This is a genomic window from Amycolatopsis sp. FDAARGOS 1241 (genome assembly GCF_016889705.1).
In the GTDB taxonomy this organism is placed as follows: Bacteria; Actinomycetota; Actinomycetes; order Mycobacteriales; family Pseudonocardiaceae; genus Amycolatopsis.
Genome location: NZ_CP069526.1, coordinates 889,520 through 905,346 on the forward strand (window position 1 = coordinate 889,520; position 15,827 = coordinate 905,346).

Here is a 15,827-nt window from a genome sequence, read left to right on the forward strand (position 1 = left end):
CCAGTGTTGTTCGGATCGTTTGGCGTGTTCACTGCCATGCCTCAAGATTCGTCCACTGGAGCCCCTGGCAACAGGTATTCCCAGGTGGCGGGGGGTATCCCGGGCCGGGATACCCCCCGCCACCCTCGGCAAGAGCACTCCGCATGGGGTGCGGCGTGAACCGGCTAGGCGAGATCCGCAAGCAAAAGGTCGGCTCGCAACGTCGGCTGTACGCGTTGCTGACACAGAAGACCGATGAGCTGCCGTCATGGGAAACGTTCAAGACGCGACTCTCGAAGTGGGAGAACGGCCATCAAGAGCCAGGCGATTTCTACATGCCGTTGCTCTGTTCGGCTCTCGGTGTGAGCAAGGATGAGCTGGGGTTTTCAGCAGGACGTCGCGATGAACCGACTGAGGAATCACAGGCCCAGTTTGGGCACCCGCTCGCTTCCTCAGGTGCGCTTGACTTTTTGTCTGGGGAGTTCGAGCGGTATGCACAGGTTGATCGCGAGCACGGGCCGCAACTGGTGACTGATCTGGTTGCTGCCCAGTGTCGCACAATTGAAGGCGCATTGGCATTTGTCAAGGGTGCTGATCGAGATTCATTCCTTCGCCTCGGTGCAAAGTACTTCGAGTTGGCGGGATGGCTGGCCCAGGATTCTGGCCAGCAAGGGCGTGCAGAAGAATCAACGGCGACAGCGCTAGACATGGCCTATCAGATCGGCGACATGTCTCTGGTGTCGTACATATTCATGCGTCGGAGCAACATTGCTAGCGAGATTGGTAAATCCGGTGAGGCCCTGGGCCTTGCTCGGGCTGCGCTTCGAAACGAGTCGCAGGTAGGACCGAAAACTCTCGCACTTGCATTGCGAGCTGAGTCACGGGCTTTGGCGTTAGAGGGTGATGAACTTGGCGCCGTCCGCGCTGTTGAGCGCGCCCTTGAATTGGCTACAGAGAATGGAGAGCCAGAGCCGCAGGCGGAATACTGCACGCCGTCATATGTGCAGATGGAGCGATCAGTCACCCTGGCCCGACTAGGGCGGCCGAAGGATGCAATTGAGCCACTTGCAGCCGCAATCGACGGGTGGCCAACGGGTAGCGACCAGCGCGACAAAGGCCTAGCGTTGGCTCGGCTAGCCAACATTCACGCGGTTTCCGGAGATCTAGATGGCGCGTTCGTGTCAGGTCAGGATGCGGTGAAGACGGTAAGGGTTGCGCCGTCATTTAGGGCGGCGAAGGAGCTCCAAGCGCTTGCCCGACGTTTATCGATATGGAAGAATGATAAGCGCGTAGCAGTTCTCACTGATTTGATTTTAGATTTGCAGTCGTAGAGGTCCGATGGCCTTTGATTGGGGAAAGCATTGTATCTGTTGCCGACCGTCACAGCTGTGGAGGAGTCACGCAAGGCAGCCGACGTGGCTGTGTTACCTGTGGGCAGTTACGAGCAGCACGGCCCCCACCTTCCGTTGAGCACGGATAGTGCTATTGCGCACATAATCGCAGATCGGCTTGCCAGTGAATACGGGCTCCTTCAGTTGCCACCCATCACGGTGGGCTGCTCGCATGAACATGAGGGCCTTCATGTCGGAACCGTCAGCGTGTCCGCTCGCACCTTATACGGCGTGATTGTCGATATTCACGAGTCATTGCGCCGGTCAGGCATTGAAAAGTTGATTGTCATCTCAGGGCACGGGGGCAACTACGTGCTTATGAACGTGATACAGGAGTTGAATGTCAACCAGAGGCGCGTTCTATTTTTCCCGGAGCGCGAGAGTGTGGAAACCGCACGTCGTCGATCGGGGTGCGTGACTACGGCCAGCGAGGACATGCATGCAGGGGAGTGGGAGACCAGCATCCTCCTGGGTGTGGCACCCGAGCTGGTCCGCGACGGATGGCAGGACGCTGACCACGAGGCGAACAGCAGGCCCGACCTGCTGACCACGGGTTTGAAGGCGTACACGACCAGCGGCGTCATCGGGCGTCCATCGGCGGCGACCGCAGCAAAGGGCGTGGCCATCCTCGACTCACTCGCCGACTCATTCGCGGCCCGCCTCGAAGTCCTAAGGGCGTAGGGCGACGGGTCTGGGGGACGAATCCAAAACGGGGTGTCTACAGGAGGAGACACCCCGTTTGCAGTGCCCCCAGGGACGAGATGTTGCCGTCCGCGTGTCAGGGCTCCGTGGCCGGCAACCCGCGTGCTCGTGCCCTGGGCTGGATCTTCACAGTGTCTGGATTGAACACCTTCAACCCTCTCGGCGCAGGAAAGAGACGCACCACAGCGAGCATGTCGATGACCGCTCGGCGCGTCGCAAGATCCGCGTTGTCGAAGGCTTCCACGGGGTCTTCGGCTGCCAGGATCGCTGCTGTCGCGGGGCTGGCGCTGAGGGATAGGCGTTCGGCGTCGAGTCTTTGGATCGAAGCCTCGGCTTCGGCCTTGATCTCTTTGTAGAGCGGGCCGTCGATCAGCTCTGCTCGGTAGTCTGCGCGAGCTCGTTCAATTCGTCCGCGCGCCTGCTCGATCTGCTCATGAAGTTGGTCGATTTCCGCCTCCTGGACGGTTGGCAGGAGGTCCGAGAGGTCCAGTCGCGCGAGCCGTGCGCGCACAATTTCGAGGACGAAGGCGTCCACCGCAGCACGGGTGCGCATCACATGACCCGCGCACCGATACCGCACGTTGTGTGCCTTGACGGGGCGATCGCAGATGCCGCACAGGTAGAGGCCGGAGCCGAGATGTTTTCGGTCAGTTCCAGTCTTGTTGCTCTTGCGTTTGGGGTCATCAAGGCGCCGCTGTACGTCTAGCCAGAGGCTGTCCTGCACGATCGGCTCCCACTGACCCTGCACGGGCCGCCCGGATTCGTCGCGAACGATCTCGCCAGCAAGCATGCTCCATCCGGCGTACCTCGGGTTTCGCAGCATGCCCGTGACAGTGCTCGGGTTCCAGGGTTGCCCACTTCGCGTGGGCAGAACAGGCACGCTCGCAGGTAGTACCTGGATGTGGGTCTTGTCGCCGACCTCCCGTGTCAGCCGTTCGGCCCCCGACAATGCGGCAGCCAGCGCCTTGAGCGAGGTTCCCGTCGCGAATGCCTCGAAAACGGCGCGGACAGCTTGGGCTTCGGCAGCGATCACCTCGCCGTCGAGTGTGTACCCAGTCGCGCGCACCCCTCGCGGTGGTCGTCCCTGCTTGGCTCGCTGTTGCTGCGCTCGAGACTGTCGAGCGCCCTTCCGCTCGACTTCGGCACGCGCAACTGCCGCCTTGATGCGCGCGTACATTCGCCCGCCATCTGTGGAGAGGTCTGCCTCGCCGTTCGCCGTCACTAGCCGCAAGCCCTGCTCTTCGGCGGCGTCGATCCAGTCTTCGAGTTGACGTGGTTGGCGGGTAAGTCGGTCGAGGTCCCAGCACACAAGCGCGTCGAACCTCTTGGCCTTGAAGTCGGCGACCATTCGATCGTACGAGGGACGAACCTTCGTCTTGTCCGTCGCGCTGATGCTGTTGTCCACGTACGTTTCAACCAGCGACCACTCGCGGCTGCGAACTATCCGTTCGCAGTCCTCGCGTTGTCGCTCAACCGCGAGTCCCTCTCCGGTCAAGTCGAGGCTCACTCGCAGGTAGATTGCTGCACGGGTAGCTTGCGACATGAGGTTATTCTAGATCGGAACTCGGTGGAGTTCCGCTTCAACGTCTGACTCGCCCAGCAGGCGGCCGCAACACCGACGGGGGCCGAGGACAACCGGCCCTCGTTCGGCCTGACGGCTCCAGCCGGAAACGTCTGCCGAGCTGCGGTCGCTTTCGGGAATCGCCACCTGCGAGCGGGCTCGGCGTCCTCGCAGCGTACTGAGCGCCATTCGAGGAAACGGCGCTGCCCGAACGGGCCGGCCAACGCGTCCCTGTTCCTCGTTCTCCTCTGTGGAGGACCACGAACAGGCGAGGAGTTTCGATGCCGACTTCACCCGACCCGGTGAGCGCACTGGAAGCGGCGGTGTGGGCGTACGCAGCGGTGGTGGCGACGCAGCGTGAGGCCGCGGACCGGCCATGGGCGGACGTGCTCGCGGCGGCGCCCGAGTGCACGGCGGTGCTCGAGGCGGCCGGCCTCGTGCGGCGGGACGGTGACGAGCTGGTGCCGCACCCGTCGTTGGCCACGGCCGAGCCGGCTGGGGTGGCCGCGGCGAAACTGAGCTCCCTGCGCCAGGCGGTGGCCGCGGCGGCCGGCGAGGACGCGGGGCACGCCGGTTGGTCGGCGCAGAGCGACGAGGTCCTGCTGAGCCAGGGCCGCGCTTCGGCGGTCACTGGGCGCGCGCTCGCCACGAAGATCGTGCCGCGGCTGGCAGGGTTGCCACAGCGCCTGGCGGTGCCGGGCAGCCGGGTGCTCGACGTCGGCACCGGGATCGTGGCGCTGGCGCTGGCCCTCGTGCGCGCACTGCCGCAGGCCGAGATCACGGGGATCGACGTCCTGGAGCGCGCACTGGAGCTGGCCAAGACCGAACTGGCCGACGGCGGAGAGGCGGCGAACCGGGTGACCGTCCGGCACCAGGACGTCGCCGACGTGGCCGAGGTGGACGTCTACGACCTGGTCTGGTTGCCCGTGCCGTTCCTCACCGAGGACGTCGTCCTGCGGGCCCTGCCGCGCCTGATCACCGCGCTCGTCCCGGGTGGCTGGGTGGTCGCCGGCACGAACCCGGCGCCGCCGGACCCGCTGCGCGCCGCCGTCGGCCGGTGGACCGCCGTTCGCAACGGCGGCAACACCTACGACTCCGCCCGCATGGTGGCCGCCCTCGAGACCGCGGGCCTCGGGGAGGTGCAGCAGTTCCCGACGGTCCCGGGCGGCCCGGTGCTGGTCGCCGGCCGCCGGCCCGTCGACTGAGGTGCTGCGTCGACTCAGCACTCGTCCTTCGGCAGGAAGCCCTGTTCGCACGCCCAGTCGTACTGGAGGTCGCCCGAGGTTTTGCCGCGCCGGGCACCGCCGGGGGTCCAGGTAGCCCTGGTACTCCTTGCAGCTCGGGTTGAATTTGCCCTTGTCAACCGCCCGTTGCCCGCAGCCAGGGCCGGTATCGCGGGCCGCGGGCTTGCGCGACGGAGTCGGTTTCCGGGTGCTCGACGTCGCCTTGGTGCTCGGCGGTGCCGGACTGCTGGGCGCTGTTCGGGTGGTCGGCGTTGACGTCGGCTCGCTCGGGGCGGACCGGCGCAACGGGCGGGACCGAGCTCGACAGTGGAGCCGTAGGCGCTGGATCTGCGGGTCCGCCGCACGCTCCGGCAGCCAGACACAGCGCGGCCACCACGGCGGATACGGGGTGCCTCATACCGGTGAGTCGGCGCGAGGCGAACCGCTGTTGCGAACGGTTCAGACCCGATTCAGTGCGGATGCGCAGCGGCTGACACTCGGCAGCTCTGGATTCGTGCCGGCTCTCCGGGTTCGACGCGCGCCGCACGGCGGCGAGCACGCCCGGATGCCGCAGCTGCACCCGATGCTCGATCGCGCCGACTCGCCGCGACCCACGACACTGAAAAGCGCCCCTGGCCTGAGACCTAGTTCAGGCCAAGGGCTCACGCGCCGCGGCAACCAGGCGCAGGGTGGCTGCCGCGGCGACGACTTCAGCCGAGCAGGCCGAGGACGATCAGGGCACCCAGGGTGAACGCCGTGGCGAACATCGTGATCCAGGCGCGCTGGGTGGCGGAGAGGGTGGCGGACGAGTTGTTCATCGCGTGTCCTAGCGGGGCGAGTGCCGAAGATTCCGCTGGGATAGCGCCTTGATCTACGCCGGTGTTACTGCCTGTGCTCCAGATCACGGCGGGTGCGCGCGGTGTGCCACAGCACGCCCCCGGCGGCGGCCACCATCAGGCCGAACGAGATGGCTCCCACGACGATTGCCTGGGTCATTCCTTGCTCCCCTCGAAACGCTGTACGCAGGGGAGACGCACGACGCCGGGAACGGTGTCGCGGGCGTTGCGGGGATCACACGGCCGCGGCGAGCACCTGGTCGATCTGTCCCGCCAGCGCGAAGTCCTTCGCGGTGAGGCCGCCCGCCGAGTGGGTGCTCAGCCGGAATGTGACGGTGCGCCAGCGGACGTCGATGTCCGGGTGGTGGTCCGCCGCTTCCGCGAAGAACCCCACGCGCGTGACCGCCGCGATGGCGGCCGCAAAGGAGGGGAGGTCGGCTGTGCGGACGATGGAGGCGCCGTCGAGCTGCCAATCGGGGGCAGCAGACAGCGCTGAAGTGACTTCGGAGTCGCTCAGGAGTTCCGCCATGTCTCCATGGTGACGCGCACTGGACTACGCTGCACGGTTGCCACGGGAGTCCGGTGCAGCCGGGCTGAGAGGCGGGTGTGCGACCCGCGACCGTTCGCACCTGATTCCGGATCATGCCGGCGCAGGGAGGCCCGCTCTCCCGCACACGGCGACAGGAGGGCAGATGATTCCGCGGACCGCACGCACAGTGCTGGCCCTGGCCACGGTCACGGCGCTGGCGAGCGCGTGCTCGCTGTCCGGCGCCGGCACGGGTGGCGACACCCAGCAGACCCCGACGGTCACGCTCGTCACCCACGACTCGTTCGCCGCACCGCAGGACGTGCTCGACGCGTTTCAGCGCCAGTCGGGCATCAAGCTGAAGATCCTCAAGTCCGGCGACGCGGGCGAGCTCACCAACAAGCTGGTGCTCACCAAGGCCAACCCGATCGGCGACGTCGCGTTCGGCGTCGACAACACGTTCGCCTCGCGCGCGCTGAGTGAGGGCGTCTTCCAGGCCTACACCAGCCCCGAAGCCGACCGCGGCCCGCAGCGCTACTCGGTGGACCCGCAGCACCGCGTGTCCGCCGTCGACGTCGGCGACGTGTGCGTGAACATCGACACCGGGTACTTCGCGTCCCACCACCTGCCCGAGCCCAAGAGCTACGAGGACCTCACCGATCCGAAGTACAAGGACCTCACCGTCGCCGAAAGCGCCGCGACCGCGTCGCCGGGGCTGGCGTTCCTGCTGGGCACCGTCGCGAAGTTCGGCCAACAGGGTTGGCAGGACTACTGGACGAAGCTGAAGGCCAACGGCGTGAAGATCGACAGCGGCTGGGAAGAGGCCTACACCAAGGACTTCTCCGGCTCGTCGGGCAAGGGCCCGCGCCCCATCGTCGTCTCCTACGCGTCCTCGCCCGCCGCCGAGCTCGGTGACGACGGCAAGCCGCGCACCAAGGCCCTGCTCGACACGTGCTTCCGCCAGATCGAGTACGCCGGTGTGCTCGCGAACGGCAAGCAGGTGCCGCAGGCGCAGAAGGTCGTCGATTTCCTGCTGTCCCAGCAGTTCCAGACGACAGTTGCGGCCAACATGTACGTCTACCCGGCCCGCGAGGGCGTCGACCTGCCCGCCGGCTGGACCACCGCCGCGCCGCTGCCGCAGAACCCGGCGACACTGCCTGCCGACCAGATCCAGGCCGGCCGGGAGAAGTGGATCGGTGCATGGCGCTCGCTCATGGGGGCGTGACACCGGCCCGGCTGCGCACCACGGGCCTGGCGCTGCTCGGCCTCCTGCCCGTCGCGTTCCTGGTCGTTTTCTTCGCGTGGCCGGTCGTCGCGATCCTCGGCCGCGGCTTCTCCGCGGGTGGCGTCGACACGGTCCTGGCCGACGCGCAGACGTGGCAGCTCGCCGCGTTCACGCTCGTCAGCGCCGCCGCGTCGACGGTCGTCGCCCTGGTCGCGGGGCTGCCAGTGGCGTACGTGCTCGCGCGCGTGAGGCTGCCCGGCGTCGGGCTCGCGCGCACGCTGGTGCTGGTGCCGTTCGTGCTGCCCACGGTGGTGGTCGGGCTCGCGTTCCGCGCGCTGTGGCCCGATGGCGGTGTGCTGCCGCTGGTGCTGGCCAACGCGTTCTTCAACGTCGCCGTGGTCGCCCGGACCGTCGCCGGGCTGTGGGCTCACCTCGACCCGCGAGCGACGGAGGCCGCCCGAGCCCTGGGTGCCTCGCCGTGGCGCGCGTTCCGCACGGTGACGCTGCCCGCGCTCGCCCCGGCCGTCGCGTCGGCCGCCGCGGTCGTGTTCCTGTTCTGCGCCACCAGTTTCGGCGTGGTGCTCATTCTCGGCGGCGGCCGCTACCGCACGCTCGAGACGGAGATCTACCTGCGCACGGTCGATCTGCTGGATCTCTCCGGCGCCGCCGCGCTGTCGCTGATCCAGTTCGCCGCCGTGCTCGCCGCGCTGGCGGTCGGGGCCGTCGCGCGCCGCCGCCGCGAGAACGCCGGGAAGCTCAAGCAAGCCGCGCCTCGCCGCCCGCGGAACGCCGAGTGGTGGACCGTCGGCGCGGCCACGCTCGTCGTCGCCCTGCTGATGACGCCGATCGTCGCCCTGCTCGTGGCATCACTGTCCACACCGGACGGCTGGAGTCTCGCCGGCTACCGCGCACTCGCCACCACGGGTGCGAACGACGCGCTGCAGGTGTCCGGCTGGGTCGCCGCCCAGAATTCGCTCGCCGCGGCCACCGATGCGACTCTGCTGGCGATGGCCGTCGGCGTCGTCGCGAGTGTCGTCCTCGTGGCCCTGCGCCGGTCACCGGGACGGCTCGCGCGCGGGATGGGCGAGACGATGGACGCCGCGCTCATGCTGCCCCTCGGCGTCTCCGCCGTGACCGTCGGCTTCGGTTACCTCGTGACGCTCGACGCGCTGCCCGGCGACCTGCGCACGTCGCCCATGCTCGTGCCGCTGGCGCAGGCGCTCGTGATCATCCCGCTGGTCGTGCGGATGATCCTGCCGGTGCTGCGGGCCGTCGACGTGCGGCTGCGCCAAGCTGCGGCGACGCTCGGCGCGAGCCCAGCGCGCGTGTGGCGAGAAGTCGACCTGCCGCTCACCGCGCGCTCGCTCGTCGCCGCCGCCGGGTTCGGCTTCGTCGTGGCGCTCGGCGAGTTCGGCGCCACGAGCTTCCTCGCCCGGCCGGACGCGCCGACGCTGCCGGTGGCCGTCGCGACGCTCATCTCCCGCCCGGGGGAGCTCAACAACCAGATGGCGTACGCAGCGTGCGCGCTGCTCATGGTCGTGACCGTGGTGGCCGTCGCGCTGATCGACCGGTTGGGGTCCGTGCGTGGGCACGGTTTGCGTGGGCACGGTTTGCGTGCGCACAGCTCAGTGGGGGAGTTCTGACGTGGCTTTGACCGTCCGGGATCTGACCGTCCACTACGGCTCGTTCGCCGCGGTGCGCGACGCGCGCCTCGACATCGCCGACGGCGAGGTGCTCGCACTGCTCGGCCCGTCCGGCTCGGGCAAGTCGACGCTGCTGCGCGCCATCACCGGCCTCGAACCCGCCACCGCCGGTTCCGTGAGCTGGGACGGCACCGACCTCGCCGACGTCCCGGTGCACCGTCGCGGCTTCGGGCTGGTGTTCCAGGACGGGCAGCTCTTCCCGCACCGCGACGTCGCCGCCAACATCGCCTTCGGCTTGCGCATGCACAGCGTGCCGAAGGCCCGGCAAACCGCGCGGGTGAAGGAGCTGCTCGCGCTCGTCGGACTCGCCGGGTACGAGCACCGGCGCGTCACGGAGCTCTCCGGCGGTCAGGCGCAACGCGTCGCGCTGGCCCGCGCTCTCGCGCCCGAACCACGCCTGCTGCTGCTCGACGAACCGCTCTCGGGCCTCGATGCGGGCTTGCGCGAGCAGCTGGCCATCGATCTCGCGGATCTGTTGCGGCGCAGCAAGATCACCGCGCTGCTCGTCACGCACGACCAGGAGGAGGCGTTCACGCTCGCCGACCGGGTCGCCGTGCTCGACACCGGCGAGATCCGCCAGGAGGGCGCGGTGCGGTCCGTGTGGCGAAATCCGGCGGACGACAACGTCGCCAGGTTCCTCGGCACCACCTCGTTCGTCACCGGCGTCGCGGTCGGCGGCGTGGTGCACACGGACCTCGGTGATGTCGTGCTGCCCGACGTCGTCGACGGGCCGGTCCGGCTCGGCCTGCGGCCGCACGCGTTGCGCGTGGCCGCAGCCGGCGTCGCGGGCGAAGTGGCGGCCGCCGTGCACCGCCGCGAACACGTGCGGCTCGTCGTGCACCTCGAAGCGTCCGAAAAGGACACGGTGGACGCCGTCGCACCCGTGACCGCGGACCTGCGCGCCGGCGATCCCGTCCGGCTGGAGCTCGACCCCGACGGGATCGCCGTCGTCGGCTGAACCCCCGTCAGCCGTCGCGCGTGGCGAGCCGGCCGTAGGCGATGGACAGGCCGACCACGATGTAGCAGGCGGCGCGCAGTGCGCCTTCGCCGAGCATCGATCCCGAGATCGGGTCCATCAGGACTTCCGTCGGCGCCTCGCTCCAGTTGTGCGTGAGCAGGAACGGGTGCAGCCAGTCGAGCGAGGTCAGGAACCCGAGGATCGTGAACAGGATGTCGCCGGCCAGCACCGAGGCCACCACGAGCATCGGGTGCTCGGTGAAGCTGGACACGGCCAGCGCGACCGCCCCGACGGCCCACAGCTGCAGCACGATCCAGCCCGCCACGAGCAGGATCCGCACCAGTGCGCCGCCGAGCGACAACGTCGTGCCGGACAGCGTGAACAGCGAACCGGTGCCGTTGATGATCAGCCCGGTCACCACCCCCGTCACGCACATCGCCAACACGGCGACCACGCACGCGGTCGCGACGCCGAAGGCCTTCACGACCAGCAGCCGGCCGCGGCTGACGGGCGCGATGAGCCAGCCGCGCAACGTGCCGTGGGCAGCTTCGCCGGCGATCGCGTCGGCGCCGGCCATGGCCGAGGCCAGCGGCAGCAGCAGAGCCAGCGTCATCACCAGCGCCGCGATGGGCAGCACCAGCGCGTTGTTCACGGCGGACGCGAGCAGCGCCGCGTCACCGTCGGCCGGTCCGCCGTCGGGCCCGCCCTCGCTGACCAGCGTGAGACCGATGCCGATCACGATGGGGATGATCGCCAGCAACCCGAGCACGGCGAGCGTGCGGGGGCGGCGGAAGATCCAGCGCAGCTCGGCCGCGACGAGCCGCGGCAGCGGCACCGTGTCGTGGCCGGTGCGGCTCACGGGAGCCGTGAGCGTCGCGGTGCTCATGCCGCCTCCGCGGGAGTGAGTACGTCGGCGGTGCTCATGCCGCCTCCGCGGGAGTGAGTTACGTCGGCGGTGCTCATGCGTCCCCCTCGTCCTCGGCACCGTTCGCGCCCTCGGTGAGCCGCGCGAACAGGTCCTCCAGTCCGGTGCGGGCGCGCGTCGCCTCGTGCACCTCGACTCCGGCGCCGACGAGCACCTGCAGCACCCGCGGCGCGGGCGTGGCGGTGAGGTCCGCGCGGACGCCGTCGGGCGTCAGGCGCGCCCCGATGCGGTTCTCCCGCAGCAGTTCCACGGCGTGTTCGGCGTCCGGCGTGCGCACCAGCAGCGCCGCGTTGCCCGACTCCAGCAGTTCGGCCAGCTCGCCCTGCGCCACGACGGTGCCCGCCTGCAGCACCGCGACGTGCGTGCACGTCGCCTCGACCTCGGCCAGCAGGTGCGACGACACGAGCACGGTGACGCCCTCGGCGTGCAGTTCGCCGATGATCCGGCGGATCTCGCGCGTGCCGGCGGGGTCGAGGCCGTTGGTCGGCTCGTCGAGCACCACCATCTTGCGCGGCACCAGCAGCGCGGACGCGAGCCCGAGCCGCTGCTTCATGCCGAGCGAGTAGCCCTTGTACCGGCGCCGCGCGGCGCCGGTGAGTCCCACGCGCTCCAGCGCCGCGTCCACGGCCCCGTCGATCGCCGAAGACGCCAGGCGCGGCTCGGCGGCCGCGAAACGCAGCAGGTTGTCGCGGCCGGAGAGGAACGGGTGGAAACCCGGGCCCTCCACCAGCGCGCCGACGTCGGGCAGCGCGTGCGCCGCGCCGTCAGGCATCGGGCGACCGAGCAGCTCGACCTCACCCTCGGTGGGCCGCACCAGGCCCAGCAGCATGCGGATCGTCGTGGTCTTGCCCGAACCGTTGGGCCCGAGCATCCCGAGCACCGCGCCTTCGGGCACGTCGAGGTCGACGTGGTCCACCGCGATCGTGCCGCGGTAGACCTTGCGCAGCCCGCGGGTGCGCGCGGCGAGCGGGACCGCAGGGGCGGGCACCTCCTGGGAGATGCCCGCCCCGGCTTCGACCAGTTCGGTCTGGATCTCGGTCACTTCTGGCCCAGAGCTTCGTACAGCACCTGCTCCGGCACCGCACCGGCGGCGAACCGCCCGTCGTCGGTCAGCACGGCGCCGCCGACCTTGGTCGTGAACAGGTAACCGCTGCCCCAGGTGCCGCTCACGCGCTTGCCGAAGCGGCTCAGCAGCTGCTGCGGGTCGGCGTTGCGGCCCTCGCCGGCGTTGGCCTTCTTCGGTGCGAGCGCGTCGGCCGGCACCTTGCCCGTGATGACGGTGTCCCAGCCGTCGCCGACGAGCTTGGTGTCCTGCTTGGCCTCGTTCGCCATCGCCCTGGCCTGGTCGTCGACCTTCGCGGTCTTCTCGGTGACCTTGGCGCCCTGCGGCGGAGTGAAGGTGAACAGGCCGGCCGGCTGCTGCGCGAACCGGATGTCGCTGAACGCGATCTGCAGCGCGGGCGACGTGGTTCCGTTGCTCAGCACGGAAAGCCGCAGCGGCATGCGCGTCTGTGAGTCGACGGCCACGCGGATCTCGCGCAGCAGTGTGCGCTCGGTCGGCTTCGGCGTGAGCACGAGCTCGTACGCCGGGCGGTCGGCCACGTTGGCCGTGCCGTCGACCGACACCGTGCTGTTTTCGCGCACCTTCGCGAGCAGTTCCTTCGTCGCCGTGGCCGGGTCGGCCATCTGGTCGGCGCTGAGGTCGTGCTTGGTGGCGATGTCGGCCGGGATGGTGGTCTTCGTGGCCGAGTTGGTGGCCGACTTGTAGTCCCACACCGTCGTGCCGTCACGCACGATCGTCTCCTGCGACGCCCCGTTCGTCAGCGACACCTTCGCCTTGCCCGCGCCGTCGGTGTAGACGTGCGCGGAGTCGATGTTGAGCGCTCCCGCGCCCGGGATCGCCGAGCCCACGGCAGGCAGACCGAGGTCGTTGCTCACGCTCACGGCGCCGTCGAACGGGCCGGGGTTCGCCGTCATCACCGACTGCACGAGGTCCTCGGCGCTGATCGCCGGCAGCTTCGGCGCGTCACCCGCCGAGGCCGGCATCGCGACCACGACGAGCCCCCCGACCCCCAAAGCCGTGCCGACCACGGCCGCCGTGATCGCCTTCTTCTTCGGATCCATGTCGTCTCTCCCTGTGTTCCCGAGCCCCAGTGTGCTCGGCTCCCGGGACCGAGGCTTCACCCCCGAGGCTGAGATACCCCTGAATGCTGGGCCCGCGCGGCTGAGATCGCGCTGAGAGCCCCGGCGCCACCAGCGCGAACCGGCCATGATGAACCTGTGAAACCTCGGGTGCTGGTGGTCGACGACGAGCCGGGCGTGCGCAAGGCGCTGCAACGCGGCCTGCGCGCGGAGGACATGGACGTGGTCACGGCCGCCGACGGGCCGAGCGGGCTGCAGCTCGCGCGCACCGGCGCGTTCGACGTGGTGCTGCTCGACATCATGCTGCCCGGCTTGTCCGGTTATCGCGTGCTGCAGCAGCTGCGCGCGGAGCACGTGACGACGCCGGTGCTGCTGGTGTCGGCCAAGGACGGCGAGATCGACCAGGCCGACGGCCTGGACCTCGGCGCCGACGGCTACGTCGTGAAGCCGTTCTCCTTCGTCGTGCTGGTCGCTCAGCTGCGGGCCGTGCTGCGCCGCGCGGGGCCGGACGCGTCGCGCGGCCCGCTGCGGCTCGGAGCGCTGGAGGTCGACCGCGCGCTGCGGCAGGTGCGCTGGGACGGCGCGGAGGTGCCGCTCTCGCCGCGCGAATTCGGGCTGCTGGAGGTGCTTGTGAGCCGCGCCGGCACGGTGGTCACCAAAGACGAGCTGCTTCGCGCGGTGTGGGGCGAGGAGCAGGCCGTGACGCGCAACCTCGTCGAGGTCTACGTGGGGTACGTGCGGCGCAAGCTCGACGCCGTCGGCGCCGGGTCGCTGCTGCGGACCGTGCGCGGCCACGGTTACCTCGCGTCCGACTCACAGCTCGACGAGGTCAGGTGATCGGCTCGCCGTCCTGGTGGCGGGGCCGGTCGCTCCAGGTCCGGATCACCGTCCTGGCCACGACGATCACGCTCGCGTGCCTGCTCGGCCTCGCGGTGCTCGCCGCCAGCCGGCTCGAGCCGTTGCTCGTCGACTCGGTGGACCGCGAGCTCACTTCCGCGCTCGGACCGGCAACGGCGGACGTCGCGGCCGGGCGTCCGCTCGCCGCAGCCGACCCGGTTTCCGTGCGCGTGCTGGACATTTCGGGTGCACCGGTCGACGGCCGGGCCCGCCCGCAGCTTGACGACGGCGCGGTCCGGCAGCTCAAAGCCGGTGTGGCGGTGCAGGCCGACGGCTCGCGCTGGCGGGGCCAGGTCGTGAGCGCGCCGGACGGCAGCCAGCGGCTCGTCGTCGCGGGCGCCGGACAGGTGGGTTTCGCGGCGGCGGTGCACTACGGCGGGTTGTGGCTGGTCGTCGTCGCGCTCTTCGGGGCCGTGGTGGCGGGACTGGCGACGTGGCTCGTGGTGCGGTTCGCGCTGCGGCCGGTCGCGCGGATGCGCGCGCTGGTGCGGTCGCTGCCGCCGGGTTCGCGGCTGCCGCTGCCGACGTCGCACGACGAGCTGCGCGCGCTGGCGGAGGAGTTCAACGCGCTGCTGGTCCGCCAGGACGAGGCCAGCGGCCGCCTGCGCCGCTTCACCGGCGACGCGGCGCACGAGCTGCGTTCGCCCGTCGCGTCGATCCGGGTGCAGGCCGAGGTCGCCGTCGCGAACCCGGACCCCGAGCTGGCGCAGGAGACGCTGACGGACATCCTCGCCGAGGCCGAACGGCTGTCGGCACTGCTCGACGGCCTGCTCTCGCTCGCGCGCTCCGACGCCGGCGAGGTGCCACCCGCCGAACCGGTGGAGCTGGTCACGGAGGTGCGCGCCGCCGTCGACCGGCTGCCCGCGGGGGTGCCCGAGACGCGGGTGAGCGCGGCCGTCGCGCAGGCGTGGGCGCTCGGGAACCACTCGGAGGTCGAGCTGGTGCTGGACAACCTGCTGCGCAACGCGTGCCGGTACGCGACCGGGCAGATCGTGGTGTCCGTGCTGGCCTCACGCTCGCACGTGCGGGTCGTGGTGGACGACGACGGGCCCGGCATCGCCCCCGAGCACCGGGCGAAGGTGTTCGACCGCTTCTACCGCGTTGCAGACGACCGCGCGCGGTCCTCCGGCGGGACCGGACTCGGGCTCGCGATGGTCGCCGAGACGGCGCGCCGCCGCGGCGGGCGCGTGCGCGTGGGCGAATCGCCCGAAGGCGGCGCCCGGTTCGAGGTCGCTTGGCGCGCCGCGCAGGGGGATCGAGCGGACCGCTGAGCCCCGTGCGGGAGACTGGGCGGATGGACGGGGTCATCGTGGGAGCGGCGCTGGTGCGCGAAGGGAAGTTGCTCGCCCAGCAGCGAGCCTGGCCGCCGCACCACGCGGGCCAGTGGGAGCTGCCCGGCGGGCGCGTCGAGGAGGGTGAGACCGACTCGTACGCGCTCGCCCGTGAGTGCCAGGAAGAGCTCGACGTGGCCGTCACGGTCGGCCCCCGCGTCGGCGCCGAAGTCCCCCTCCCGGGCGGCAAGGTGCTCCGCGTGTACGCCGCCGCCCTGATCTCCCCGGGCGACGAACCGCGGGCGGTCGAGCACACCGCCCTGCGCTGGGTCGGCCCCGACGAACTCGACGACATCGACTGGCTGCCCGCGGACCGCGGACTGATTCCCGACCTGCGGGCGTTGCTGACGCACTGACGACGCCTTCGCGGCCGGCGAGCTGCGCCCGTCCCGGTTTGCGCCGAGTCGAGCCCGGCCCGCAGCCGAACG

General features: G+C 70.0%; 14 protein-coding genes and 1 riboswitch. Of the genes, 9 read left to right on the top strand and 5 right to left on the bottom strand.

Translation table 11 applies throughout. From position 1 onward, the window contains the following. Positions 1 to 155: 155 nt before the first annotated feature. Together I6J71_RS04290 and I6J71_RS04295 are read left to right on the top strand one after the other, a co-directional pair. The gene (locus I6J71_RS04290) at positions 156 to 1,310 is read left to right on the top strand and encodes a helix-turn-helix transcriptional regulator (protein WP_204093534.1); all 1,155 of its coding nucleotides are present in this window, start codon (positions 156 to 158) and stop codon (positions 1,308 to 1,310) included. Between the two features lie 57 nt (positions 1,311 to 1,367). Next, the gene (locus tag I6J71_RS04295) at positions 1,368 to 2,051 is read left to right on the top strand and encodes a creatininase family protein (protein WP_239154422.1); all 684 of its coding nucleotides are present in this window, start codon (positions 1,368 to 1,370) and stop codon (positions 2,049 to 2,051) included. 97 nt (positions 2,052 to 2,148) lie between these two features. Here the strand turns inward: I6J71_RS04295 and I6J71_RS04300 are convergent, their stop codons facing one another. After that, a complete protein-coding gene (locus I6J71_RS04300) occupies positions 2,149 to 3,579 on the bottom strand; it encodes a recombinase family protein (RefSeq protein WP_239154423.1) in 1,431 nt (476 codons plus the stop codon). 335 nt (positions 3,580 to 3,914) lie between these two features. On the opposite strand from I6J71_RS04300, the gene I6J71_RS04305 reads away from it, so the two are divergent. Then, positions 3,915 to 4,838: a trans-aconitate 2-methyltransferase gene (locus I6J71_RS04305; protein ID WP_204093537.1), complete on the top strand. Its 924-nt coding sequence runs from the start codon at positions 3,915 to 3,917 to the stop codon at positions 4,836 to 4,838. A gap of 1,089 nt (positions 4,839 to 5,927) precedes the next feature. Here the strand turns inward: I6J71_RS04305 and I6J71_RS04310 are convergent. Continuing rightward, positions 5,928 to 6,221 (bottom strand): 4a-hydroxytetrahydrobiopterin dehydratase, encoded by a 294-nt coding sequence (locus tag I6J71_RS04310; protein WP_204093538.1) that lies wholly within the window; start codon positions 6,219 to 6,221, stop codon positions 5,928 to 5,930. A gap of 32 nt (positions 6,222 to 6,253) precedes the next feature. Next, positions 6,254 to 6,366: riboswitch (TPP riboswitch) on the top strand. Positions 6,367 to 6,384: 18 nt separating this feature from the next. Here I6J71_RS04310 and I6J71_RS04315 point away from each other — a divergent pair. Genes I6J71_RS04315 through I6J71_RS04325 form a run of 3 tightly spaced genes read left to right on the top strand, consistent with a single transcriptional unit; the run spans position 6,385 to position 10,104 of the window. Beyond that, positions 6,385 to 7,443: a thiamine ABC transporter substrate binding subunit gene (locus I6J71_RS04315; RefSeq protein WP_204093539.1), complete on the top strand. Its 1,059-nt coding sequence runs from the start codon at positions 6,385 to 6,387 to the stop codon at positions 7,441 to 7,443. Next, on the top strand, positions 7,419 to 9,086 hold the full coding sequence (locus tag I6J71_RS04320) for an iron ABC transporter permease (RefSeq protein WP_204093540.1): 1,668 nt from the start codon (positions 7,419 to 7,421) through the stop codon (positions 9,084 to 9,086). The genes I6J71_RS04315 and I6J71_RS04320 overlap by 25 nt, the downstream gene beginning before the upstream one ends. A 1-nt stretch (position 9,087) precedes the next feature. Next, entirely contained in the window at positions 9,088 to 10,104 is a 1,017-nt protein-coding gene (locus tag I6J71_RS04325) for an ABC transporter ATP-binding protein (protein WP_204093541.1), read from the top strand. 7 nt (positions 10,105 to 10,111) lie between these two features. Here the strand turns inward: I6J71_RS04325 and I6J71_RS04330 are convergent, their stop codons facing one another. The 3 genes from I6J71_RS04330 to I6J71_RS04340 all read right to left on the bottom strand — a co-directional run bounded on the left by I6J71_RS04330 (position 10,112) and on the right by I6J71_RS04340 (position 13,153). Next, a complete protein-coding gene (locus tag I6J71_RS04330; protein ID WP_204093542.1) occupies positions 10,112 to 10,990 on the bottom strand; it encodes an ABC transporter permease in 879 nt (292 codons plus the stop codon). A 73-nt stretch (positions 10,991 to 11,063) separates the two neighbouring features. Beyond that, entirely contained in the window at positions 11,064 to 12,062 is a 999-nt protein-coding gene (locus tag I6J71_RS04335; protein WP_239155264.1) for an ABC transporter ATP-binding protein, read from the bottom strand. Positions 12,063 to 12,067: 5 nt separating this feature from the next. Further along, positions 12,068 to 13,153, bottom strand: a complete 1,086-nt coding sequence (locus I6J71_RS04340) for an outer membrane lipoprotein carrier protein LolA (RefSeq protein WP_204093543.1) — start codon at positions 13,151 to 13,153, stop codon at positions 12,068 to 12,070. A gap of 156 nt (positions 13,154 to 13,309) precedes the next feature. Between I6J71_RS04340 and I6J71_RS04345 the strand changes: the two genes are divergently transcribed. The 3 genes from I6J71_RS04345 to I6J71_RS04355 are packed head-to-tail and all read left to right on the top strand — an operon-like array spanning position 13,310 to position 15,755. After that, positions 13,310 to 14,008, top strand: a complete 699-nt coding sequence (locus tag I6J71_RS04345; RefSeq protein ID WP_204093544.1) for a response regulator transcription factor — start codon at positions 13,310 to 13,312, stop codon at positions 14,006 to 14,008. After that, positions 14,005 to 15,339 (top strand): cell wall metabolism sensor histidine kinase WalK, encoded by a 1,335-nt coding sequence (locus I6J71_RS04350; RefSeq protein WP_204093545.1) that lies wholly within the window; start codon positions 14,005 to 14,007, stop codon positions 15,337 to 15,339. Before I6J71_RS04345 ends, I6J71_RS04350 begins: the two co-directional genes overlap by 4 nt. A gap of 23 nt (positions 15,340 to 15,362) precedes the next feature. Then, complete coding sequence (locus tag I6J71_RS04355; protein ID WP_204093546.1) at positions 15,363 to 15,755, top strand: (deoxy)nucleoside triphosphate pyrophosphohydrolase; 393 nt, start codon at positions 15,363 to 15,365, stop codon at positions 15,753 to 15,755. The last annotated feature ends 72 nt before the right edge of the window (positions 15,756 to 15,827 follow it).